Source organism: Duganella levis, from assembly GCF_009857605.1.
Classification (GTDB): Bacteria; Pseudomonadota; Gammaproteobacteria; order Burkholderiales; family Burkholderiaceae_D; genus Rugamonas; species Rugamonas levis.
Window position 1 is genome coordinate 139,482 of sequence record NZ_WWCT01000019.1, and the last position, 22,337, is coordinate 161,818.

17 protein-coding genes are annotated in these 22,337 nt (G+C 65.0%); 8 read left to right on the forward strand and 9 right to left on the reverse strand.

Going from position 1 to position 22,337, the window contains the following annotated elements:
• Positions 1–33 precede the first annotated feature (33 nt).
• The 3 genes from GTP69_RS21505 to GTP69_RS21515 are packed head-to-tail and all read left to right on the forward strand — an operon-like array spanning position 34 to position 4,952.
• Positions 34–1,380, forward strand: a complete 1,347-nt coding sequence (locus GTP69_RS21505) for an alpha-amylase family glycosyl hydrolase (protein ID WP_161056771.1) — start codon at positions 34–36, stop codon at positions 1,378–1,380.
• Positions 1,381–2,886, forward strand: coding sequence for a tryptophan halogenase family protein (locus GTP69_RS21510; protein WP_161056772.1), 1,506 nt, complete (start codon positions 1,381–1,383; stop codon positions 2,884–2,886).
• Between the two features lie 17 nt (positions 2,887–2,903).
• Positions 2,904–4,952: a glycoside hydrolase family 97 protein gene (locus tag GTP69_RS21515; protein WP_371868054.1), complete on the forward strand. Its 2,049-nt coding sequence runs from the start codon at positions 2,904–2,906 to the stop codon at positions 4,950–4,952.
• Here the strand turns inward: GTP69_RS21515 and GTP69_RS21520 are convergent.
• From GTP69_RS21520 to czcI, 4 genes are all read right to left on the reverse strand, one after another.
• A complete protein-coding gene (locus GTP69_RS21520) occupies positions 4,939–8,049 on the reverse strand; it encodes an efflux RND transporter permease subunit (protein WP_161056773.1) in 3,111 nt (1,036 codons plus the stop codon). The two genes, GTP69_RS21515 and GTP69_RS21520, sit on opposite strands and share 14 nt — an antisense overlap.
• Positions 8,050–8,063: 14 nt before the next feature.
• A complete protein-coding gene (locus GTP69_RS21525; protein WP_161056774.1) occupies positions 8,064–9,227 on the reverse strand; it encodes an efflux RND transporter periplasmic adaptor subunit in 1,164 nt (387 codons plus the stop codon).
• Positions 9,220–10,440 carry a TolC family protein gene (locus GTP69_RS21530; RefSeq protein WP_161056775.1) on the reverse strand — a complete coding sequence of 407 codons (1,221 nt, stop codon included), beginning with the start codon at positions 10,438–10,440 and terminating at the stop codon, positions 9,220–9,222. The genes GTP69_RS21525 and GTP69_RS21530 overlap by 8 nt, the downstream gene beginning before the upstream one ends.
• 69 nt (positions 10,441–10,509) lie before the next feature.
• The gene (gene czcI, locus GTP69_RS21535) at positions 10,510–10,851 is read right to left on the reverse strand and encodes a cation efflux protein, CzcI family (protein ID WP_161056776.1); all 342 of its coding nucleotides are present in this window, start codon (positions 10,849–10,851) and stop codon (positions 10,510–10,512) included.
• A gap of 156 nt (positions 10,852–11,007) precedes the next feature.
• Between czcI and GTP69_RS21540 the strand changes: the two genes are divergently transcribed.
• Positions 11,008–12,957 carry a phosphatase PAP2 family protein gene (locus GTP69_RS21540; RefSeq protein ID WP_161056777.1) on the forward strand — a complete coding sequence of 650 codons (1,950 nt, stop codon included), beginning with the start codon at positions 11,008–11,010 and terminating at the stop codon, positions 12,955–12,957.
• Positions 12,958–12,972: 15 nt separating this feature from the next.
• Here the strand turns inward: GTP69_RS21540 and GTP69_RS21545 are convergent, their stop codons facing one another.
• From GTP69_RS21545 to GTP69_RS21555, 3 genes are read right to left on the reverse strand one after another with little or no spacing between them, the layout of a single operon-like run.
• Positions 12,973–13,329 (reverse strand): c-type cytochrome, encoded by a 357-nt coding sequence (locus tag GTP69_RS21545; RefSeq protein ID WP_161056778.1) that lies wholly within the window; start codon positions 13,327–13,329, stop codon positions 12,973–12,975.
• Complete coding sequence (locus GTP69_RS21550; protein WP_161056779.1) at positions 13,322–15,088, reverse strand: GMC family oxidoreductase; 1,767 nt, start codon at positions 15,086–15,088, stop codon at positions 13,322–13,324. The genes GTP69_RS21545 and GTP69_RS21550 overlap by 8 nt, the downstream gene beginning before the upstream one ends.
• 11 nt (positions 15,089–15,099) lie before the next feature.
• Complete coding sequence (locus tag GTP69_RS21555; RefSeq protein ID WP_161056780.1) at positions 15,100–15,807, reverse strand: gluconate 2-dehydrogenase subunit 3 family protein; 708 nt, start codon at positions 15,805–15,807, stop codon at positions 15,100–15,102.
• Positions 15,808–15,998: 191 nt separating this feature from the next.
• Between GTP69_RS21555 and GTP69_RS31745 the strand changes: the two genes are divergently transcribed.
• From GTP69_RS31745 to GTP69_RS21570, 3 genes are all read left to right on the forward strand, one after another.
• The gene (locus tag GTP69_RS31745) at positions 15,999–17,588 is read left to right on the forward strand and encodes a methyl-accepting chemotaxis protein (protein WP_308494448.1); all 1,590 of its coding nucleotides are present in this window, start codon (positions 15,999–16,001) and stop codon (positions 17,586–17,588) included.
• A gap of 104 nt (positions 17,589–17,692) precedes the next feature.
• Positions 17,693–18,697: a YeiH family protein gene (locus GTP69_RS21565; protein WP_161056781.1), complete on the forward strand. Its 1,005-nt coding sequence runs from the start codon at positions 17,693–17,695 to the stop codon at positions 18,695–18,697.
• Between the two features lie 9 nt (positions 18,698–18,706).
• Entirely contained in the window at positions 18,707–19,588 is an 882-nt protein-coding gene (locus GTP69_RS21570) for a LysR family transcriptional regulator (protein WP_161056782.1), read from the forward strand.
• On the opposite strand, the gene grxC is transcribed toward GTP69_RS21570, so the two are convergent.
• Complete coding sequence (gene grxC, locus GTP69_RS21575; protein ID WP_161056783.1) at positions 19,585–19,842, reverse strand: glutaredoxin 3; 258 nt, start codon at positions 19,840–19,842, stop codon at positions 19,585–19,587. The genes GTP69_RS21570 and grxC overlap by 4 nt on opposite strands.
• Before the next feature lie 129 nt (positions 19,843–19,971).
• Here grxC and GTP69_RS21580 point away from each other — a divergent pair, with 129 nt between their 5' ends.
• On the forward strand, positions 19,972–20,565 hold the full coding sequence (locus GTP69_RS21580) for a hypothetical protein (protein WP_161056784.1): 594 nt from the start codon (positions 19,972–19,974) through the stop codon (positions 20,563–20,565).
• Positions 20,566–20,620: 55 nt separating this feature from the next.
• Here GTP69_RS21580 and GTP69_RS21585 read toward each other — a convergent pair whose 3' ends face one another.
• Positions 20,621–22,321: a family 2A encapsulin nanocompartment cargo protein cysteine desulfurase gene (locus GTP69_RS21585; RefSeq protein ID WP_371868056.1), complete on the reverse strand. Its 1,701-nt coding sequence runs from the start codon at positions 22,319–22,321 to the stop codon at positions 20,621–20,623.
• Positions 22,322–22,337 lie beyond the last annotated feature (16 nt).

A 22,337-nucleotide genomic window follows, 5' to 3' on the forward strand; every position in this document is an offset into this window, starting at 1 on the left:
CTGGCAGGGCATCCGTTTTTTTTAGCTGCTTACATGATCAAACTATTTCTGACCGCGCTGCTCATCACCTTCTGCGGCGCCGCCACGGCGGAACCCTACGTGCAGTTCCAGCACGCCGAATGGACCAAAAACGCCAGCATCTACCAGATCAACACCCGCCAGTTCACGCCCGAAGGCACGTTCCGCGCCGCCGAACGGCAGCTGCCGCGCCTCAAGGCGCTGGGCGTCGACATCCTGTGGCTGATGCCCATCCATCCCATCGGCGAAGCCAAACGCAAAGGCGCGCTGGGCAGCCCGTATGCGGTGCGCGACTACCTCGCCGTCAATCCGGAATTCGGCACCCAGGCCGACTTGAAGCACTTCGTCGACGCCGCCCATGGCCTTGGCCTGCACGTGATCCTCGACTGGGTCGGCAACCACACCTCGTGGGACAACGTGCTATACGCCAGCCATCCCGAATGGTACGAACGCGATCGCCACGGCCGTCCGCATCCAACGCCCTGGTATGACTGGGACGACATCATCGACCTCGATTACAGCCAGCCGGGCCTGCGCCACTACATGACCGACGCGCTGCGCTACTGGGTGCGCGAAGTGGGCGTGGACGGCTACCGCGTTGACGCCGCCGGCCTGGTGCCGCAAGACTTCTGGGACCACGCGGCGGCCGAACTGCGCGCCATCAAGCCGGTGTTCATGCTGGCCGAATGGGAAAGCCGCGACATGCACGCGCGCGCCTTCGACGCCAGCTACGCGTGGAGCTGGTGGGATGGCCTGCGCGCCGTCACCGACGGCAAGGCCGACGCCACCTCGCTGTACACCTACTATGCGTGGAACCAGAAGTTCTACCCGCGCCAGGCCTACCGCATGCTGTACACCACCAACCATGACAAGAACGCGTGGGACGGCACCGAGTTCGAGATCTTCGGCCCGGCGGTGGATGCGGCCATCGTGTTTTCCTTCGTCAGCGAAGGCATGCCGCTGATTTACAACGGCCAGGAAGCCGGCAACCGCAAACGGCTGGCCTTCTTCGAACGCGATGCGATACAGTGGCAGGCGTCGCCCTACACCGCGCTGTACACGCAATTGAACGCGCTGAAGAAGCAGCACACCGCGCTGTGGAACGGCGAGTGGGGCGCCAGGATGGAACAGGTGCCGAACAACGCGCCCAAACAGGTGTTCAGCTTTGTGCGGCAAAACGCCAGCGATAAAGTGTTCGCCGTGTTTAACCTGAGCGCGCAACCGGTAAAAACCAGCTTCCGCGATGACCTGCACCTTGGCCGCTACCGCGATTTCACCAGCGGCGAGCCGGTCAAGGTCGATGAGTCGACGCAGTTCGACATGGCGCCGTGGAGCTATAAAATCATGACCAAGGCAGAGTAGATGGAGACCATCAAAAAAGTAGTCATCGTCGGCGGCGGTACCGCCGGCTGGATGAGCGCAGCCGCGCTGTCGCGGGTACTGGGCGACAAGGTGCAGATCACGCTGATCGAATCGGAGGACATCGGCACCGTCGGCGTCGGCGAATCGACCATCCCGATGATCAAACTGTTCAATGCCGTGCTCGGCATCGACGAGAATGAATTCGTGCGCGAGACGCAGGCCACCTTCAAGCTGGCCATCGAATTCCGCGACTGGGGCCGGATCGGCGACAACTACATGCATGGTTTCGGCATCTTCGGCCAGGACCTGGCGACGCTGCCGTTTTACCAGTACTGGCTGCGCATGCACCAGCAAGGCAAGGCGCCCGACCTGGAGAACTATTCCATCAACCGCATGGCGGCCAATGCCGGAAAATTCATGCGCGCCGACCGCTCGCACGGCAACTCGCCGCTGGGCGACATCGTCAGCGCCTTCCATTTCGACGCCGGCCTGTATGCGCGCTATCTGCGTCGCTATGCCGAACAGCGCGGCGTGCGCCGCATCGAAGGCAAGGTGGTTGACGCGCTGACGCGCGCCAGCGACGGCCATGTCGACGCGGTGCGCATGGAAAACGGCGATCTGATTGGCGGTGAATTGTTCATCGACTGCTCCGGCTTCCGTGGCCTGCTGATCGAACAGGCGCTGCACACCGGTTTTGAAGATTGGTCGCACTGGCTACCCTGCGACCGTGCCTGGGCGGTGCCGTGCGAACTTGGCGGCGGCCTGCTGCCCTACACCCGCGCCACCGCGCGGCCGGCCGGCTGGCAGTGGCGCATCGGCCTGCAGCACCGCACCGGCAATGGCCATGTGTATGCGTCCAAATTCATGAGCGACGATGAAGCGCACGCGCTGCTGCTGGCCAACCTGGACGGCCGACCACTGGCGGAACCGAAACTGCTGCGCTTCACCGCCGGTAAGCGCAAACAGGTGTGGAACAAGAACGTGGTGGCGGTGGGCCTGTCGTCCGGCTTCCTGGAGCCGCTGGAATCGACCAGCATCCACATGATCCAGTCGACCATCGCGCGCCTCATCAGCTTTTTCCCGGACAAGGGATTCAGCCAGCCGGACATCGCCGAGTTCAATCGCCAATGTAATTTCGAGATCGAGCGGATACGCGACTTCATCATCCTGCACTACCACGCCACCGAACGTAACGACACACCGTTCTGGGACTATGTGCGGACCATGGAGATACCGGACACGCTGCGCGAAAAAATGGACCTGTGGCGCACGCGCGGCCGCATTGTCCGCGTCGACAACGAACTGTTTGCGGAAGTAGGCTGGCTGCAGGTGCTGCACGGGCAGCGCGTGCCGGTGGCCGGCCATCATCCGCTGGCGGACCTGATGGCCGAAAAAGAAGTCAGCGACTACCTGAGCGACATCGCCTCGGTCATCAGCAATTGTGTCGATCAAATGCCGTCGCACGCCGCCTTCATCGCGGCCAACTGCGCGGCGCGTCAACTGTAAAGTTTTAAGGAGTAGTGGTGCATATCAATTCCCTGCAAGTCCGTTGGATCTCCGCCGCCTGCATGATGCTCGGCGTCGTCGCCAGCGCCAGTGCCGGCGAGGTGCTGGGCAGCGTCTCGTCGCCCGACCGTTCAATCAGCGTGGAGGTACAGCTGGAAGATGGCGGCCGCCTGGCCTACAGCGTGCAGCGGCGCGGCAAGCAGCTCATCGCGCCGTCCCACCTCGGCTTCCTGCTGACCAATGCGCCGCAGCTGGACAATGGCTTTACGCTGGCCCGGCAAGCCGTCTCCTCGCACGACGACACCTGGGAACAGCCATGGGGCGAGCGCCGCTACGTGCGCAACCACTATCAGGAGCTGCGGCTGGAACTGGTGCAGAAAGCGCTCGACAACCGCCGCCTGGCGCTGGTATTCCGCGTGTTCGACGACGGCGTCGGCTTCCGCTACGAGTTCCCCGACCAGCAGCAGTTGCCTGTCACGCAGATCAGCGATGAGCTGACTGAATTCGTCGTGGCGCCGCCATCCACTGCGTGGTGGCAGGAAGCTGGCGAGAAGGCCGCGCTGGAATATGCCACCCGCAAAACCCCGCTGGCCGAAGTAGGCACCGCCAACACGCCGCTGACCATCCGCACCCAGGACGGCACGCACATCGCCTTCCACGAAGCGGCGCTGGTCGATTACGCCTCGATGTGGCTGCGCAAAGTGGATGGCCAGACGCTGCGCGCGCACCTGACGCCATCCGCCTTCGGTCCGCCGGTGGAACGGCGCGGCGCCTTTACCACGCCATGGCGCACCATGCAGATCGCCGACGATGCGGCTGGCCTGTATATGTCCGATCTGGTGTTGAACCTGAACGAACCGAATAAGCTGGGCGATGTATCGTGGGTCAAGCCGTCCAAGTTTGTCGGCGTGTGGTGGGAGATGCATTTGGAACACAGTACCTGGGGTTCGGGTGCGAAGCATGGCGCCACCACGGCCAACACCAGGCGCTATATCGACTTCGCCGCCCACAACGGCTTCCGTGGCGTGCTGGTGGAAGGCTGGAACCTGGGATGGGATGGCAACTGGTCGGGCAGCGGTTCAGCATTCAGCTTTACGCAATCGTATCCGGACTTTGATTTGCCGGCGCTGTCGGCCTACGCGCAGCAGAAAGGCGTGCGGCTGATCGGCCACCACGAGACCGGCGGCAATATCGCCCGCTACGAGCAGCAGATGGATGCAGGTTATCAGTTGTACGCGAAGCTGGGCGTGGACAGCATCAAGTCCGGCTATGTGACCGATGGCGGCGCGGCGATTTTCCCGAGCGCGGGCGGCGGCACGCATTTCGGCTATACCGATTCGCAGGAAGGCGTGCGCCATTACCTGAAGGCGGTGACCGAGGCGGCGCGCTACAAGCTGGCGATTGATACGCATGAACCGGTGAAGGACACCGGCTTGCGCCGCACCTATCCAAACTGGATTTCACGCGAAGGTGCGCGCGGGATGGAATACAACGCCTGGGGCAATCCGATCAACAGCGTGGATCATGAAGTGAACCTGGTCTTCACGCGCATGCTGAGTGGACCGATGGACTACACGCCGGGCATCCTGAGCCTGGAAGGCGTGAAGGGCCGGCCGATCAACTCTACGCAGGCCAAGCAGCTGGCCAGCTTTGTGGTGATCTATTCGCCGGTGGTGATGGCGGCGGACCTGATCGAGAACTATGAGAAGTATCCGGGACCGTTCAAGTTTATCAAGGACGTGCCGACCGATTGGGCCGACACGCGGGTGCTGCATGGGGCGCTGGGCGAGTATGTGACGATTGCGCGCAAGGATCGCCGGTCGGAAGACTGGTATGTCGGCTCGATCACGGATGGCCAGGCACGCACGCTGCCGCTGTCGCTGAACTTCCTCGACGCCGGCAAGCGTTACGTGGCCGAGATCTACCGCGATGGCGACCAGGCAGACTATCGCAGCAGCCACCGCTTCGACATCGTCATCGAGAAGCAGACCGTGACGGCGAAAACGGTGCTGCAACTCAAACTGGCTCCCGGCGGCGGCCAGGCGATTCGCTTTACACCGCTCTGACAAGCCGGGCGTAGACGAAGCGGTACAGCAGCGGCAACACCAGCAACGTCAGCGCAGTCGAGGACAGTATCCCCCCGATCACCACCGTGGCCAAGGGACGCTGTACCTCCGCTCCGGTGCCGGTGGCAATCGCCATCGGCACAAACCCCAGCGACGCCACCAGTGCCGTCATCAACACCGGCCGCAATCGCGCCAACGCCCCTTCGCGCACCGCCTCTTCAATACCGCGTCCCTCCTCGCGCAGCTTGCGAATTGCCGACACCAGCACCAGCCCATTCAGCACCGCCACGCCGGACAACGCGATAAACCCCACCGCCGCCGATATCGACAACGGTATGCCGCGCATCGCCAACGCCGCCAGCCCACCGGTCAGCGCAAATGGAATCCCGCTGAACACCAGCACCCCATCCTTCAAATTGCCGAACATCGCAAACAGCAGCAGCATCACCAATCCCAGCGCCGCCGGCACCACAATCCGCAAGCGCTGCGACGCCGACTGCAACTGCTCGAACTGCCCGCCCCACGTAGTCCAGTAACCTGCCGGAATCCGTACCTCCTGCAAGCGCTGCTCCGCCTCCACCACGAACGATCCCATATCACGCCCGCGTACATTGGCGCTAATGACCACCCGCCGCTTGCCATTCTCGCGGCTGATCTGGTTCGGCCCCGGCGCGATCGTGAAGGTTGCCACCTCGCCCAGCGGAATGAAATTGCGATCGCCCGGCAGCGGCAACGGCAAACGCTTTACGGCCTCCAGATCGCTGCGCAGCGCATCCGGCAACCGCACCACGATATCGAAGCGCCGGTCGCCCTCGAACATCGTGCCCGCGTCCTTGCCGCCGATGGCCGTTGCCACCACCTCCTGCACATCGCTGACATTGAGGCCGTAACGCGCCGTCTTCGCGCGGTCGATATCCACCGTCAGCACCGGCAAGCCGCTGGTCTGCTCCACCTTGACCTCCTGCGCGCCATCGACCTTGCCCAGCATGGCCGCGATGCGCGCGGCGGTGGCGTTCAGCACCGCATCGTCATCACCAAACAGCTTGACCGCGACATCGCTGCGCACGCCCGAAATCAACTCGTTGAAGCGCAACTGGATCGGCTGCGAAAACTCGTATGCATTGCCCGGCAACTGCGCCACCGCCGCCTGTATCGCCGCCAGCAACTGCGCATGCGATTTCTTCGGCTTGGGCCACTGCGCCTCCGGCTTGAGCATGATGTAGCCATCCGAGATATTCGGCGGCATCGGGTCAGATGCGATTTCCGCCGTGCCGGTGCGCGCGAATACCCGTTCAATCTCGGGGAACTGGCGCATCAAGGTCAACTCCACCTGCTTCTGCATCTCCACCGACTGCGTCAGGCTAGTGCCGGGAATGCGCAAGGCCTGCATGGCGATATCGCCCTCGTTCAAGGACGGCACGAACTCGCTGCCCATGCGCGTCGCCAGCAGCAGCGACAGCGCCACCGCAATGCCGGCGAACGACAGCACCACCGGCGCGTTGCCCAGTGCGCGTTCCAGCAGCACGCCATACCAGCGGTCGATGCGCGGCGTGTGCTTCTCCACTACGCTGTCGCCGATGAACAGCGCCACCGCCGCCGGAATAAACGTCACCGACAGGATCATCGCGCCGGCCAGCGCCATCACCACCGTCAACGCCATCGGATGGAACATGCGGCCTTCCACGCCGGTCAGCGCGAAGATCGGCAGATACACCACCATGATGATCAGCTGCCCAAACAGCAGCGGCCTGCGTGATTCCCTGGCCCCCGCAAAGACCTCATCGAATTTTTCCGCGCGCGTCAGCGGCCGGCCCAGCGTGGCCTGGGCATGCGCCAGCCGCCGCACGCAGCTCTCGACGATGACCACCGCGCCGTCAACGATGATGCCGAAGTCCAGCGCGCCAAGGCTCAGCAGATTGGCGCTGACCTTGTACGCCACCATGCCGCTGAAGGTGAACAGCATCGCCAGTGGAATCACCATAGCGGTGATCAACGCCGCGCGCAGGTTGCCGAGGAAGAGGAACAGCACCGCGATCACCAGCACCGCGCCTTCCAGCAGGTTTTTCTTCACCGTGCCGATGGCTTTATCCACCAATACCGTGCGGTCATACACCGTGATCGCCTGCACGCCGGGCGGCAGGCTGCGGTTGATGACGGCCATCTGCTTGTCCACTGCCTGCGACACGGCGCGGCTGTTCTGCCCAATCAGCATGAAGACGGTGCCCAGCACCACCTCGCGTCCGTTCTCGGTGGCGGCGCCGGTGCGCAGTTCGCGGCCGATATCGACATCGGCCACATCGCGTATCCGCACCGGCACGCCGTCCACGCTGCGCAGCACGATGTTGCGGATGTCTTCCAGCGACTTCACTTGTCCCGGCGCGCGCACCAGCAGCTGTTCGCCGCGCTTTTCGATGTAGCCGGCGCCGACGTTGCCGTTGTTGCGTTCCAGCGCCAGCACCACGTCCTGCAAGGTCAGGCCATAGGAAGCGAGATGCTGTGGCTGCGGCGCTACCTGGTATTCCTTGGCGTAGCCGCCGATGGAATTGATCTCCGTAACGCCGGGCACGTTGCGCAGCTGCGGCTTGACGATCCAGTCCTGGATTTCACGCAGGTCGGTCGGCGTGTAGGGCATACCATCGGCCTTCTTCGCATCTGGCCTGGCTTCCACGGTCCACAGATAAATTTCACCGAGGCCGCTGGAGATGGGGCCCATGGCCGGCGTGATCCCGGCCGGCAGCTGCACGCGCGCTTCCTGCAACCGTTCGCTGACCATCTGGCGCGCGAAGTAGATGTCGGTGCCGTCCTTGAACACCACGGTGATCTGCGACAGGCCATAGCGCGACAGCGAACGCGTTTGCTCGATGCGCGGCAGGCCGGCCAGCACTGTCTCCAGCGGGACGGTAACGCGCTGCTCGGTCTCCAGCGGCGAGTAGCCGGCTGCCGCCGTGTTGATCTGCACCTGCACGTTGGTGATGTCCGGCACGGCGTCGATCGGCAGCTTGCCGTAGCTGACGATGCCCAGTGCCGCCATCGCGGCCACCATCAGCAGGACCAGCCAGCGCTGGTCGATGGCGTAGCGGATAAGTCGTTCAAACATGGTCGGCTCCCGCATCAATGTTCATGTTCCGCGCTGTCCTTGCCCAGTTCCGCCTTCAGCACGTAGCTGTTGGCGGCGGCGTAGACGGCGCCTGCGGACAGGCCTTGCAGGATTTCGGTCAGCTTGCCGTCGCTGCGGCCCGGCTTCACCGTCTGCACCACGAAGCCTTGCGCGGTGCGCACGAAGACGGCGGGCTGGCCGTCGACCGTTTGCAATGCGCCCGCGATCACAGTGACGGCGGCCTCGCTCAGGCCCGATTGCACGTCGACGTTGACGAACAAACCGGGACGCCAGGCGCGCTGCGGGTTGGCCAGCGCCACGCGAGCGTTGGCGGTGCGGGTTTCTTCGCCCAGCAGCGACCCGACGTAGCTGATCTTGCCGCTGGCCTGCGCGTCAAACGCCGAGGCGCGCACGATGACGCTTTCGCCGCCCCGCACGCGGTTCAGGTCTTGCGGCGGCACGGCGAAATCGGCCCACACGGTGGACAGGTCGGAGATAGTGAAGACGTTGGCGTCTTCCTTGATCGCCTCGCCCAGCGCGAGGTGCTTTTCCATCACCACGCCATCAAACGGTGCGCGCAGTTGCAGTTGGTTGAGCTGCGTACCCGCTGCCGCACCGGCGCCCAGCACGCTGAGTTTTTGCTTGGCATTTTGGACGGCGATGTCGGCTTCGTTCATCGCCTGGCGGGCTTGCAGGTAGTCCTGTTCGGCGGAGATTTTGTCTTGCCACAGTTTGCGTTCGCGTTCCAGCGTGGTGCTGGCCAGCGCCAGCCGGCGTTGTGCGGACAGCAGTTCGCTGCGCTGTTCGGACAGCGCGCTGCTGGCGACTACCGCCAGCAGTTGCCCACGCTTGACGGTCTGCCCCAGTTCCGCGTGCACGGCCACCACCACGCCGGCCAGCTTGGGCACCACGTGCGCGGTGCGGTCTTCGTTAAAGCGGATCTCGCCCGGCAGCGTGAGGATGGTGCTGATCTGCGCCGGCGCAGCAGTCGCCAGCACGATGCCAGCCGCCTTGACCTGCGCCTCGCTCAGCGCGATGGTCTCCGGTCCCGCAGCGTGGGCTGCCGCTGGCGGCGCGCTGTCGCCATGCGCATCGCCACGCGGTTTAAGAATGAACGCCGCTAACAGCAGCGCGATGACCGCCATGACGGCGATGATAATAGTCTGCTTCTTACTCATATTCTGCTCCGGTCAAACGCAAGATAGCCGCCTGCGCGCGATGCGCATCGGCCAGCGTGGTGAGGTAGTGGGACTGTGCCTGCAACAGCGTGCGCTGCGCATCCAGCACATCAAGGAAGCCGAACTTGCCGTACTCGAAGCCAGTGCTGGCCGCGTCATAAGCACTCTGCGCCCCCGGCAGAATTTCACCCTGCAAAGCCAACGCCTGGGCGCGTGCCGACGCATACTCTTCCCGCGCCTGCACCAACTCCGCCTCCAGCCGTGACCCCGTCGCCGTCACCCCATCACGCGCCTGATCGACGCGCCGCGCCGAAGCCAGCACCGCCCCCTGATTGCGGTCAAACAGCGGCAATGGCAGCGACACGCCAAACACCGCCTGCGTGCGCCCTAGTTCCTCCGAACGTTTGCTGCCCACCGTCAGCGCCACATCCGGCGCGCGACGTGACAACTCCACCTGCGCCAACGCCTGCCGCTGCGCCAGCTCCGCCTGCGCCACCTGCATGGCCGGCGCCTGCGCCAGTAGCGCGCGCTGCGCCGCCAGCGACGGCAACTCCGGCAACGCCGCCATCTCACCGGCAGCCTGCGCAAAGCACGGCGCCGGATTGCTCCACAACGCCGCCAGCCGCGCACGCGCTGTCGCCAGCGCGCTATGCGCCCGTATCAACTCCAGCTTGACGGTGGCCGCCGCCACCTGCGCACGCGTCTCCTCCACCGGCGACACCTTGCCAGCCACCACCCGCCGTCCGGTCGCACTGGCCGCGCGCTGCGCCAGCTCGGACGCCTGCTGCGCCAGACGCAATTGCTCCTGCGCCGCCAGCACCGCAAACCACGCAGCCGCCGTATCAGCGCGCACCTCGGCCCGACGCTGCACCAGCAGCGCCGCCACGCCCTCGCGCCCACGCTGCGCCGCCTGCATGCGCGCCGCGCGCTTGCCGCCCAGCTCCAGCGGCTGGCTCAGTTGTAAAGTAGTCTCGCGGGTGTCGCGGCGCGTATCGACGCGCTCCACGCTCAGGGAAGGATTAGGCAGCAAGCCAGCCTGCTGCACGACGCCGTCTTCCGCCAGCAGCGCATGCCGCGCCGCCGCCAGATCGGCATGAGACGTATCCGCCAGCGCCAGCGCTGCGGACAGCGTCAATGGCGCGCACGGCTCCACCACGGCCTGCGCGCACGCAGGCCACGCCGCTAACCATAGCGGCAAAAATATCTTGTACATCGAATTCTCCGAGTTAACAGAACAGAAATTCGACGAGACGTGAAAGGGAAAAGATCAGGCCTCGCCGCGTTAAGCGACGAGCGTCCAGTTGGGCCGTGGCGGCCCGTCGGCGATATAGGAGTGATAGCGCGGCGCGCCCGCGGGCGCAAACACGGCGGCCGGCGCCACCGTCATGAGCGGCTCGGCGGCTGGCACCGACGCCTGCACCGCATGATGACAAACTTCGCAATCGCCATGCTTGGATGGCTTGCTGTGATCCGTGTCATCGTCGGACTGCGCCTGGTGCTGATGGCCATGGTGGCCGAAGTGCGACACCTTATTCTCTTCATGCTGGCAATAGACTGCCGCCATCGACCAGGCGTACTGGATCGGCAGGATAGTCAGCAGCAGAATGAGCAGGAGTTTTTTCACCCGGCCATTGTAGCAGCCCGCCGAGCTATCAGCTTTTACGCGCCAGCCATAATATTTTCAGCTGGAAGCGCTGCCAGCAACGGTGCGTAACAACCTTGTCATATCTGCTCTTTACCCTGTGGCCTTTTTCCAACTCCCCAAACAACGGATACCGATATGCACCTGCTTCCTGCCCGCCCCCTGATCCTGGCCCTGAGCATTGCCGCCGCGCTGAGCGCCTGCGGCGGCTCCTCCAACGACGAGCCACTGGTGATTCCAGCCGCGCCGGCGGACCAGGGCGCAGCGGAAAGCGTCGCCGTGCCGACCGCCACCGCCTTTGTCGACACCGTCGCCACCAACCAGCGCGGCGATGCCCGCTACGCCACGCTCGACACCAATGCCGGCGTGCGCATCCTGGGCGGCTTCCTGAGCATCTGGAAACCACTGACGCAAATCGTCGACGCCGGCGTGACCGCGCCAGCCAACGGCGCCTTCCCGGCCGTCGTCGCATCGACCTGGACCGGCGTACCGGGCGACGGCACGCCGGACGGCACCGTGCTCAACGCCACCGTGCACCAGGCCAATATCGACTACGTGGTCAAAGCTACCACCAACCGCACCGCCGACCAGGCCGTGCAAGCTTATCTGGACGACCGCCGCGGCAAGGGCTACAGCGTCACCGACGGCATGGGCCCGCTGACCAATGCCTACCGCACCGCCGCCCAGCAGACCACCACCATCACCAGCGTGGCGGACAATGCAACAACCACGCTGTACAACGACGGCGGCAACAATACCGGCGTCGGCGGCAGCGCCAATGCCAGCTTCGGCAACGTGGTCGATCTGGTCGGCCTGGTCGGCAACAACGCCTCCACCGAACCGGCCAAGCGCTTCTACAAATACGCCCGTCCATTCCGCTGGAGCACCAGCGTGCAACTGCTGCCGGCACTGGTCCCGGCCAAGAGCACCACCCCGAATACCGACGGCGGCTTCACCAGCGGCCACACCGCCGAAGCCGTGCGCGACGCCGTCGCCATGGCCTACGCGGTGCCGGAACGCTATCAGGAAATGCTGAGCCGTGGTCTGGAACTGGGCGAGATGCGCATTCTGGCCGGCATGCATTCGCCGCTGGACGTGATCAGCGGCCGCATGCTGGGTATCGCCAGCGCCGCCGCCAACCTGGCCGATCCGGCCAACGCCGCCAAGAAAGCCGCCGCCGTCACCCAGGCGCACACCGCGCTGATGGCCGCCACCAACACCACCGCCGACACCTTTGCCGCCTACGCGCAATCGGGCACCGTGGCCAACGACCGCTTCGCCGACTACGCCACCAACAAGGCCAACTACCTGCGCCGCAGCACCTTCGGCTTCGCCCAGATCGCCGCCACCAACGCCGCCGTCGCCGTGCCAAAAGGCGCCGAAGTGCTGCTGGAAACCCGCCAGCCTTACCTGAGTCCCGACCAGCGCCGCGTGGTGCTGAAAACCACGGCACTGGCGTCCGGCTACCCGGTGATGGACGATGCTGAAGGCTGGGGTCGCCTGAACCTGTTCGCGGCTGCTGACGGCTACGCTTCGTTCAGCGGCAACGTCACCATCGTCATGGACGCCACCAAGGGCGGCTTCAACGCCGTGGATCGCTGGCGCAACGACATCAGCGGCGCGGGCAAGCTGGTCAAGCAAGGCACGGGCACGCTGAAACTGGCCGGCGCCAACACCTGGACCGGCGGCACCGAACTGACGGCCGGCACGCTGCAAGGCGACTCGGCCGCCGCCTTCGGCGCGGGCGACGTCTACAACAGCGGCGGCACGCTGGTGGCGAATGCGCCGTCGGCACTGAAGCTGGCCGGCAAGTACACCCAGCTGAGCGGCAGCACCACGCTGGAACTGGACTTGGGCGGCGCAGCCGCCGGCAGCCAGGGCAGCCTGACCGTGTCCGGCACCGCCACCATCGCCGGCGGCACGCTGCGCATCAAGTTCGCCAACGGCTACAAGCCGAAAGCGGGCGACGTGCTGACCGTCATCACCGCCGGCAGCCTGAAAGGCAAGTTCACCACCATCACGGTGGATGGCTTTACCAACGTGACGCCAAACTACGGCGGCGCCACGCTGACCCTGACGCTGGGCTAAGCGCCCGCTGGCGGGCTATTTGGTCGCCGTGGCCAGGTAGCCCACCAGCGCCTTCAATGCGGCCTCGTCCGTGAGGCCGGAAAACGGCATGCGGGTATTCGGCACCAGCGCCTGCGGATTGCGCAGGAACTCGGCCAGGTTCTTTTCATCCCAGACAATGCCGCTGCGCTTCATCGGCCCGGAAAAGCGAAAACCCTCGACCGTGCCGGCGGTACTACCCAGCAGGCCATGCAGCGTCGGTCCGACGCCGTTCTCCCCGGCCTGCAACGAATGGCAGGCCACACACTGTTCAAAAGTCTTCTTGCCCAGGTCCTGGGCGCCGGCGCCGGCAGCAGCCAGGCACAGCAGCCCGGCGGTCAGTAAATTACGCATGGATCAGTTTCCCCGGTTGTTTGACGTAGACCTTCTTGATGATGTCGGCCGCCATGTAGGCGATCGCCGCCACCGGACCGGTGGGGTTGTAGGCCGAGTTGTGCGGGAACAGCGACGCCCCCATGATGAACAGGTTGTCGACCTGCCACACCTGGCCGTACTTGTTGGTCACCGAATTGCCCGGGTTGGTGCCCATGATGGTGCCGCCGGTGTTGTGGGTGCTCTGGTACGGCACGCTGCTCCATGACTGGCGCGCGGTGGCCTTGCTCAGGTGGGTCGGGTCGAGCGCAGTGGCGATGCGGTTGATGACGTCGGCGGAGTGCGCCGAAATCTTGCGCTCGTTGTCCTGGTAGTCGAAGGTCATACGCATCAGCGGCGCGCCGAAGCGGTTGCGGTAAGTCGGATCGAGATCGAGGTAATTACCGCGGAACGGCATCACGGTGCCGGTGGCAGTGATGTTCATACTGCGGTCATACCACTTGGCGGTCTCCTGCTTCCAGGCGCTGCCCCAGGCCGGCGTGCCGGCTGGCGTCGGATGCCACTGGATCGGCCGGCCGCCGTACATGGCGGTGCCCACTGTCGAGCCGCCGACGAAGCCGAAAGGCGCGCGGTCGAAGTCCCAGTTGCCGTGGAAGTCGTCCATGATGGCGCCGATGCCGGCAGTGGCCATGTACGGGTGGAAGTGCTTGTCCTCAAAGAACAGCATGGCCGCGCTGCCGGTCTGGTAACAGTAGTTCTTGCCCAGCAGGCCCTTGCCCGACACCGGATCGTAGATTTCGCCGATGCCCGACAACATCATCAAGTGCACATTGTTCAAACCGAAAGCGCACAGCACCACCAGCTTGGCCGGCTGGAAGCATTCCTCGCCGGTGACGGTATTGGTATAGGTGACGCCGGTGGCCTTCTTGCCGGAGGCGTCGCGCTCGACCTTGGTCACCCACGCATAGGTGCGCAGCTCGAAGGTGCTCTGGCGCAGCGCCGCCGGAATCACCGTCATCTGTGCGCCGCCCTTGGCATTGGCCTCGCAGCCGAAGCGCTCGCAGTGGCCGCAGTACTGGCACTCGCCGAACTTGACGCCGTCCGGATTGGTGTACGGCACCGAGGCGTTGGCGGTGGGACGCGGGAACGGGTGGTAGCCCATCTTGCGGGCCGCCTCGGCGAACAAATCGCCGGCATAGCCGTACACCAGCGGCGGCATCGGGTATTCGTTGCGGCGCGGCGCCTCGAACACATTGCCGCCGGCGATCTTGCGGCCCTGCACATTGCCGGCCTTGGCCGAAATGCCGGCCACCTTCTCGAACTTGTCGTAGTACGGCTCCAGCTCGGCGTAGGTGACGCCCCAGTCCTGGATGGTCATGTCGGCCGGGATGTACTGCTTGCCGTACTTGGCCTCGTACTTGCTGCGGATCTGGAAATCGTTGTCGTTCCAGCGCCAGGTGTGGCCGTTCCAGTGCGTGCTGGCGCCGCCGACGCCGGTGCCCATCAGGTAAGAGCCGAGACGGCGATACGGCAGCGCTGTCTCGGCGCTCTTGTTGCGCACGGTTTCCGTGTTGTCGGTGGTGTTGACCATCATCGACATGCGCTGGCCCACGGCCAGCTCGTCGCGCATGCGCGGCACGCTGAAATCGTCTGCCGTATGCGGACCGCCGCGCTCCAGGCACACTACAGTCATGCCGGCTTCGGAAAACTCCTTGCCCAGAATACCGCCGGTCCAGCCGCCGCCGACCAGCACCACATCCACTTCCTTGTAAGTCTTCATGCGTGCTCCTGTCAGCTGAGGTCGGCAATGCCGGCCGGTTCGGGACGGTAAGGCTTGTTGGCGTACTTGACGATGTTGACCTTGTTGGCCGTGTTCACGCCCGGATAGCCGACCAGCTTCCATCCCTGCTTGTCCTGGTTGCCGCCGTAGATCGGATCGGCAAACATGGCTTCGTAAAACATCTGCAATAGCTGGGCGAAATACACGGCCGACGGCACGCCGTTGGGCAGCGCCGCCTTGCCCCACTGCAGATCCTTGAGCAGCGCTTCACGCGCTTCGGCCGGCAGGCGGTCGAACGGCTTGCCGTGGGTGGCGCGGCAGTAGTCGGCCAGGCCCTCGGTGCCGGTGCGGAACAGCTGCGCCGGCGTCATACCCAGCTGGTAGCCCTGGTTGGCGCTGCCCTGCTTGAACGGACCTTGCAGATAGAGCCGGTCGCCCTGGCCCCAGTTGCCGCCCAGCGCGCGGTCGTAGAACACGGCCAACCCCAGCGTGACGCCGTCCGGCGTCAGCCCGTCCGCCGGGCACATGTGGTTGACCAGCGCCTCGACAAACACCTGCTCGTCGGGACGCAGCCACAGGTAGCCGGCCGGCGCGGCGGCGGACGCGGGCACTGGTGCGGCAGTAGCAGTGGCAAGAGGAAGGCTGGCGGCGCTGGCGCCGGCTGCCAGGGAACGCAACAGAAAGTCGCGCCGGGGGTGCTGATCGCGGGTATCGCTCATGACAGGGCTCCGGATGATCACAGGGGAAAACCGTCGATGCTACGACATTATTTCCACAAAGCAATCAGCAGGAAGATTACAAATTGTATCAATCCTGATACAAAACTTTTACCACTAGTAGTGTTTCCATACGGAAAAATGGTGATAACCTTTTTGAGATTGTGGACATTCGCGCGCACTTCAGGACACCCATGAACTTCATGAAAAATGCCAACATCGGCAAAAAAATCACCCTCGTCTTCGGCATCGTGCTGGTTGTGTCCAGCCTGGCTACCGGCGTCAGCCTGTGGCAGCTCGGCAAAATGCGCACCTCCACCAAGGAATTGCTGGACCTGTCCCTGACCAAGGAACGCCTGGTCAGCGACTGGTACCGCATCATCTTCGCCGGCGCCCGCCGCACGCTGGCCATCGCCCGCAGCAGCGACAACGGCCTGGTCGAGTTCTTCGCCGCCGACTCCAACAAGGGCACCACCGAGGCCGGCGAGATCCTGAAAAAGGTCGGCGTGCTGCTGACCTCGGACAAGGAAACCGCGCTGCTCAAGGGCATCAGCGACGCGCGCGACACCTACAACGTGCACAAGGCCGCCATCACCAAGGCCAAGGCGGCCGGCGACAACGACACCGCCAGCGCCGTGCTCAACGACAAATTCATCGGCGCCGCCGACGTCTACCAGCAGCGCCTGCGCGAACTGGTGGCGTTTGAACGTGAACAGATCGACCAGAGCGCCATCGAGATCGAACAGGCGGCCACCATGAGCCTGCGCCTGCAATTGGCGCTGACCGTGCTGCTGGCCCTGGTGGTGGTGGTGTGCGGCATGGCGCTCAAGAGCAGCATCGTCGGCCCGCTGCACTACGCCATCGGCGTGGCGCGCCGCGTGGCCCAGGGCGACCTGACCGCCGACGTCCACAGCGATTCGCACGACGAGGCCGGCCAGTTGCTGGAAGCGCTGGGCGAAATGAACATCGCGCTGCGCAGCCTGATCAGCGACGTCATGCAGAGTGCCGGCACCATCACCAGCGCCGCCGGCGAAATCGCCCAGGGCAATGCCGACCTGTCGGGCCGCACTGAATCGCAGGCCGCCAGCATCGAGGAAACCGCCAGCGCCATGGAAGAACTGACCTCGACCGTGGAGCACAACGCCGACAACGCCGGCCAGGCCAACAAGCTGGCCCTCGGCGCCAGCGAACTGGCCAGCAAGGGCGGCACGGTGGTCGGCCAGGCGGTGGCCACCATGGCCGAGATCAAGCAGGGTTCGCAGCGCATTTCGGAAATCACCGCCATCATCGACGGCATCGCCTTCCAGACCAACATCCTGGCGCTGAACGCGGCGGTGGAAGCGGCGCGCGCGGGCGAACAGGGACGCGGCTTCGCCGTGGTGGCCTCGGAAGTGCGCAATCTGGCGCAGCGCTCGGCAGCAGCGGCCAAGGAAATCAGCGTGCTGATCGGCGCGTCGGTGGACCAGGTCAACGCCGGCAGTAAGCTGGTCGACGACGCCGGCGTCACCATGACCGACATCGTCGGCGCCATCAAGGAAGTGGCGCAGATCATGACCGAAATCACCGCCGCCACCCGCGAGCAAAGCGCCGGCCTGAACAACATCAACCAGGCCATCGCCGAAATGGACAACGCCACCCGCATGAACGCTGCCATGGTGGAGGAAGCCTCGGCCGCCGCGATGAGCATGCAGGATGAGGCCACGCGCCTGAACCAGGCCATCAGCGTATTCCGCACCAGCGACCAGGTGCGCGTGGCAGGTCGGCGCCAGTTGGCATTGCGCTAAATCGTTCGTCTCAATCGAACGAACTGTGCAAAACATATCAATAGACTGCACATGATGGACGGTTTCATACTTTACTTATTCGGAAATGTAATAAGGAGTATGAAATGGTCCGCAAAATCCTCCCCGGCCTGCTGTTGTGCGCGGCAGTCACCGCCGCCGCCGCCGGCCTCGAACACGTCGAAGCGGCCCTGTTCGGCCGCGCCTGGCTGGAAAGCCTGGTGCTGGCCATCCTGCTGGGCACCTCGCTGCGCACGCTGACGCCGCTGTCGGCGCGCTGGGACGCCGGCATCCACTTCAGCGCCAAGACCCTGCTGGAACTGGCGGTGCTGCTGCTCGGGGCGACCGTCAGCGCCAGCGCGTTGCTGGCCAACGGCTGGATGCTGCTGGCCGGTATCGCCGGCGTGGTGATGCTGGCTATCAGCTGTAGCTACGCCATCGGCCGCCTGAGCGGCCTGTCCGCCAAGCTGGCCCTGCTGATCGCCTGCGGCAACTCGATCTGCGGCAATTCCGCCATCGCCGCCGTGGCGCCGGTGATCGATGCCGATGGCGAGGACGTGGCGGCGTCGATTTCCTTCACCGCCGTGCTGGGCGTCATCGTGGTCCTGCTGCTGCCGTTGGCGATGCCGCTGCTGTCGCTGTCGGCCAGCCAGTACGGCGTGTTTGCCGGCCTCACCGTGTACGCCGTGCCGCAGGTGCTGGCCGCCACCGGCGCGGTGTCGCTGACCAGCGCCCACGTCGGCACACTGGTCAAGCTGGTGCGGGTGCTGATGCTGGGACCGGTCGTGCTGCTGCTGTCGCTGTTCGGCCCGCAGGCTGGTGACGCGCCACGTCAAAGGCTGCGGCTGTCGGCGCTGGTGCCGTGGTTCATCGCTGGATTTCTGGCGCTGATGGCGCTGCGCTCGGCCGGCCTGTTGCCGCCGGCGCTGCTGAAGCCGGCCCAGGCGGCCAGCAGTTTCCTCACCGTGATGTCGATGGCGGCGCTGGGCCTGGGTGTCGATGCCCGCAGCGTGCTGCGCGCCGGCGGCCGGGTTACCATGGTGGTCGTGCTGTCGCTGCTGGTGCTGTGCGCCATCAGCCTCGGCCTGATCCATTTTCTGCACATCGCCTAAGGAAGCCGCATGACGCTGGAACAACTGCGCATCTTCGTCGCCGTCGCCGAGCGCGAACACCTGACCCAGGCGGCGGCGGTGTTGGCGTTGACACCGTCGGCTGTCAGCGCCGCGTTGCGCGCATTGGAAGAACGCTACGACACGCCGCTGTTCGACCGCGTCGGCCGCCGCATCGAACTGAACGATGCCGGCCGGCTGTTCCTGGCCGAGGCACGCGCCACGCTGGCGGCCGCCCGCAACGCCGAACTGGCGCTGGCCGAACTGGCCGGCCTGCAACGCGGCACGGTTGCGCTGCACGCCAGCCAGACCATCGCCAGCTACTGGCTGCCGCCGTTGCTGCTGGCCTTCCACCGCCAGTATCCGCAGATCGAACTCAGCCTCACTATCGGCAACACCAGCAGCGTGGCGCAGGCGGTGCGTGATGGCACGGCCGATCTCGGGTTGGTGGAAGACGGCGTCGATGCGCCTGAACTGACGGCCACCGTGGTGGCGCATGATCAGTTGGTGGCGGTGGTGGCGCCATCGCACCCTTGGGCCGATGGCCGGGTGGTGGATGCGGCGGCGCTGCTGGCGGCCGACTGGATTCTGCGCGAACCGGGCTCCGGCACGCGTTCGGCGTTTGAGACGCAGCTGGCGGCGCTGGGTATAGCACCGGCGCAACTGCGGGTGGCGCTGGCGCTGCCGTCCAACGAAGCAGTGCGCAGCGCCGCCATGGCCGGCGCCTACGCCACGGTGGTGTCGGAACTGGTGATGGCGCCGCATCTGCAAGCGGGGCTGCTGTGCAAGGTCAACCTCGACCTGCCGCCACGTCCCTTCTCGCTGCTGCTGCATCGGCAGCGTCCACCCAGCCGCGCGGCGTTGGCGCTGGCACAGGCGCTGGGTGGCGCTTAGGCGGATGCCAGCGCTTCGTCGAAACCGCCGGCACGGTCGAGCTTGACCAGGTCGTCATAGCCGCCGATGTGGCGCGCGCCGAAGAAGATTTGCGGCACGGTGCGGCGGCCGCTGCGCGTCATCATCTCCTGCATGGCTTGCGGATCGCTGCCGGCGTCGATTTCGGTCACAGCCACGCCCTTGCCGGCCAACAGCCGCTTGGCCATGCTGCAATAGCCGCAAATCGGGCTGGTATAAATGGTTACTTGCGTCATGATGTCCTCCTGATTGATGGGTACAGTATGCACCCGGCGGGCGGAACAGGCCATGCTCGCAAGCGGCAGCATTTTGCTTATTCGTCGCAAGCGGTATGATAGGCGCATCGATCACCCGCCGACCTCGCCATGAACCAAGCCGAACTCGATCTCTTCAACGACAAGCTCGACGCCCACGCGAAGGAAGTGGAGCGCTTTCATGGCGAAGTAGCGAACGTCACGCGGCAGATCGCCAACTGCGACAAGCTGGTGCGGCTGGCGAATGCCGGCCTGAGCCAGATCGACAGCAAAATTGCTGAGGCGGTGCGGGTCAGCGCCGAAGCGCAGCACATCGCCGACACCGCCGCTGTGCAAGCCAGCGCAGCCGCCACCACCGCCACCCAGGCGGCGGTCAGCGACATGATCGCGCGCCTGGCGGAAGCCACCGAAGCGGCGCGCAAGACCAGCCTGTCGCTGAACCTGCTGCAATTCAAGACCGGCGGCTGGATCGCCGTCTACACGGTGCTGGTCCTGCTGTGCTGCCTGGCCGCCGGCGCCCTGACCAGCTGGGCACTGCGCGGCCAGGCGCTGACGCCCGAACAAGCCCACTACGTCGAACTCGGCAAAGCCCACGAAGCCCTGCTGGCCAACGCCAGCGACAAAGAACTCAAACAACTCAACGCCATCCGCACCCGCGAAAAACCCGGGGTCAGGTCCGGCATTCGGACACAAGCACAACCGTAGCAGCCGCTACGGTTGTGCTTGTGTCCGAATGCCGGACCTGACCCCGGAGTTGCAGTTAGCGCTGGCCGGCCAGGCGGCGGATCACGGTAGCCAGGCGGTCGATTTCGTCGTAGGTGTTGTAGAACGCCAGTGACGGCCGCACGGTGGTTTCGACGCCGAAGCGGCGCAGGATCGGCTGCGCGCAGTGGTGGCCGGTGCGAACGGCGATGCCTTCGTCGTTCAGCGCGCGCCCCACTTCTTCGGTGCTGTAGCCGGCCAGAACGAAGGACATCACGCTGGCTTTGTCCGATGCCGTGCCGATCAGGCGCACGCCTTTGATGCTATTCAGCTGTTCGGTGCCGTACACCAGCAAATCATGCTCATAGCGGGCGATGTTTTCGATGCCCACACGGTTGACGTAGTCGATCGCCGCGCCCAGTCCCACCGCATCGGCGATGTTGCCGGTGCCGGCTTCGAATTTGTTGGGTATCGGCTGGAATACGGTTTTTTCAAACGTGACGTCGGCGATCATGTTGCCGCCGCCCTGCCATGGCGGCATGTCTTCCAGCACTTCGCGCTTGCCCCACACCACGCCGATGCCGGTCGGGCCGAAGACTTTGTGACCGGAGAAGACGAAGAAGTCGGCCCCAAGGTCTTGCACGTCCACCCGCATGTGCGAAATCGACTGCGCGCCGTCCACCAGTGCCCGAGCGCCGGCACGGTGCGCCAGTTCGACGATTTCCTTGACCGGCGTGACCGTGCCCAGTGCGTTCGATACCTGGGTGACGGCCACCAGTTTGGTGCGGTGGTTCAGCAGTTTGCGATATTCGTCCAGCAGGATCTGGCCGCTGTCGTCCACCGGGATCACGCGCAGCTTGGCGCCTTTGGCGGCGGCCAGTTGCTGCCACGGCACGATGTTGGCGTGGTGCTCCAGGTTGGAGACGATGATTTCGTCGCCTTCGCCGATGTGCTGCGCGCCCCAGCTTTTGGCCACCAGGTTGATCGCTTCGGTAGTGCCGCGCACGAAGATGACTTCGTTCACTTCCGGCGCATTGATGAAGCGTTTGACGCGTTCGCGCGCGCCTTCATACGCATCGGTGGCGCGCGCCGCCAGTTCGTGCGCGGCGCGGTGGATGTTGGAGTTTTCGTGCTGGTAGAAGTAGCTGATGCGGTCGATCACCGACTGCGGCTTGTGGGTGGTGGCGGCGTTGTCGAACCAGACCAGCTGGCGCCCGTTCACCCGTTCTTGCAGGATCGGGAAATCGCGGCGGATGGCGTGGATGTCGAACGGCGGCGGCGGTTTGGACGAGGCGGCAGGAACGCCCGGCAGCGTCGCCGCATCGACAAAGTAGTACGGCGACCGCTCGGAAGGCGCCGGCGCGGCCGGCTGGCCGTAACGCTCATTCAGGAAGTAGAACGGCGACGCCCCGGCCGATGGCGCGGCGCTGCCCACCGCTTCCGGCACGCCCAGCACGCCACTGCCGCTGCGCGGTTCGTAGGCCGGCAAGGTGCTGTAGATCTTGTCCGGCACGCCGTTGCCGGCCGGCGCGACCGGCGCCAGTGCCGGCGCGCGGTTACCCAGCGAGAGCACTTGCGTCGGCGAGGCCGGAATCAGATTGGTGCCCGGCACCTGGCCTTGCGGAATCGGCGTGCCCGGCACGTTCGGGCCCAGTCCGGCCGGACTGGCCAGCGGCGAACCCGGCGGTGCGATATTGGCCGGCGCCTGCACGCCATGCACGCCCAGCGGCGTGCTGAACGGCGCTGGGCAATATCGCACCGCCGGGTTCGCCGCT

Coding starts and splice junctions, on each gene's coding strand:
- GTP69_RS21570 (WP_161056782.1), top strand. CDS start 18,707: ATGACGCTGGAACAACTGCGCATCTTCGTCGCCGTCGCCGAGCGCGAA.
- GTP69_RS21550 (WP_161056779.1), bottom strand. CDS start 15,088: ATGAAGACTTACAAGGAAGTGGATGTGGTGCTGGTCGGCGGCGGCTGG.
- GTP69_RS21520 (WP_161056773.1), bottom strand. CDS start 8,049: ATGTTTGAACGACTTATCCGCTACGCCATCGACCAGCGCTGGCTGGTC.
- GTP69_RS21565 (WP_161056781.1), top strand. CDS start 17,693: ATGGTCCGCAAAATCCTCCCCGGCCTGCTGTTGTGCGCGGCAGTCACC.
- grxC (WP_161056783.1), bottom strand. CDS start 19,842: ATGACGCAAGTAACCATTTATACCAGCCCGATTTGCGGCTATTGCAGC.
- GTP69_RS21505 (WP_161056771.1), top strand. CDS start 34: ATGATCAAACTATTTCTGACCGCGCTGCTCATCACCTTCTGCGGCGCC.
- GTP69_RS21555 (WP_161056780.1), bottom strand. CDS start 15,807: ATGAGCGATACCCGCGATCAGCACCCCCGGCGCGACTTTCTGTTGCGT.
- GTP69_RS21540 (WP_161056777.1), top strand. CDS start 11,008: ATGCACCTGCTTCCTGCCCGCCCCCTGATCCTGGCCCTGAGCATTGCC.
- GTP69_RS21510 (WP_161056772.1), top strand. CDS start 1,381: ATGGAGACCATCAAAAAAGTAGTCATCGTCGGCGGCGGTACCGCCGGC.
- GTP69_RS21530 (WP_161056775.1), bottom strand. CDS start 10,440: ATGTACAAGATATTTTTGCCGCTATGGTTAGCGGCGTGGCCTGCGTGC.
- GTP69_RS31745 (WP_308494448.1), top strand. CDS start 15,999: ATGAACTTCATGAAAAATGCCAACATCGGCAAAAAAATCACCCTCGTC.
- GTP69_RS21580 (WP_161056784.1), top strand. CDS start 19,972: ATGAACCAAGCCGAACTCGATCTCTTCAACGACAAGCTCGACGCCCAC.
- GTP69_RS21545 (WP_161056778.1), bottom strand. CDS start 13,329: ATGCGTAATTTACTGACCGCCGGGCTGCTGTGCCTGGCTGCTGCCGGC.
- GTP69_RS21525 (WP_161056774.1), bottom strand. CDS start 9,227: ATGAGTAAGAAGCAGACTATTATCATCGCCGTCATGGCGGTCATCGCG.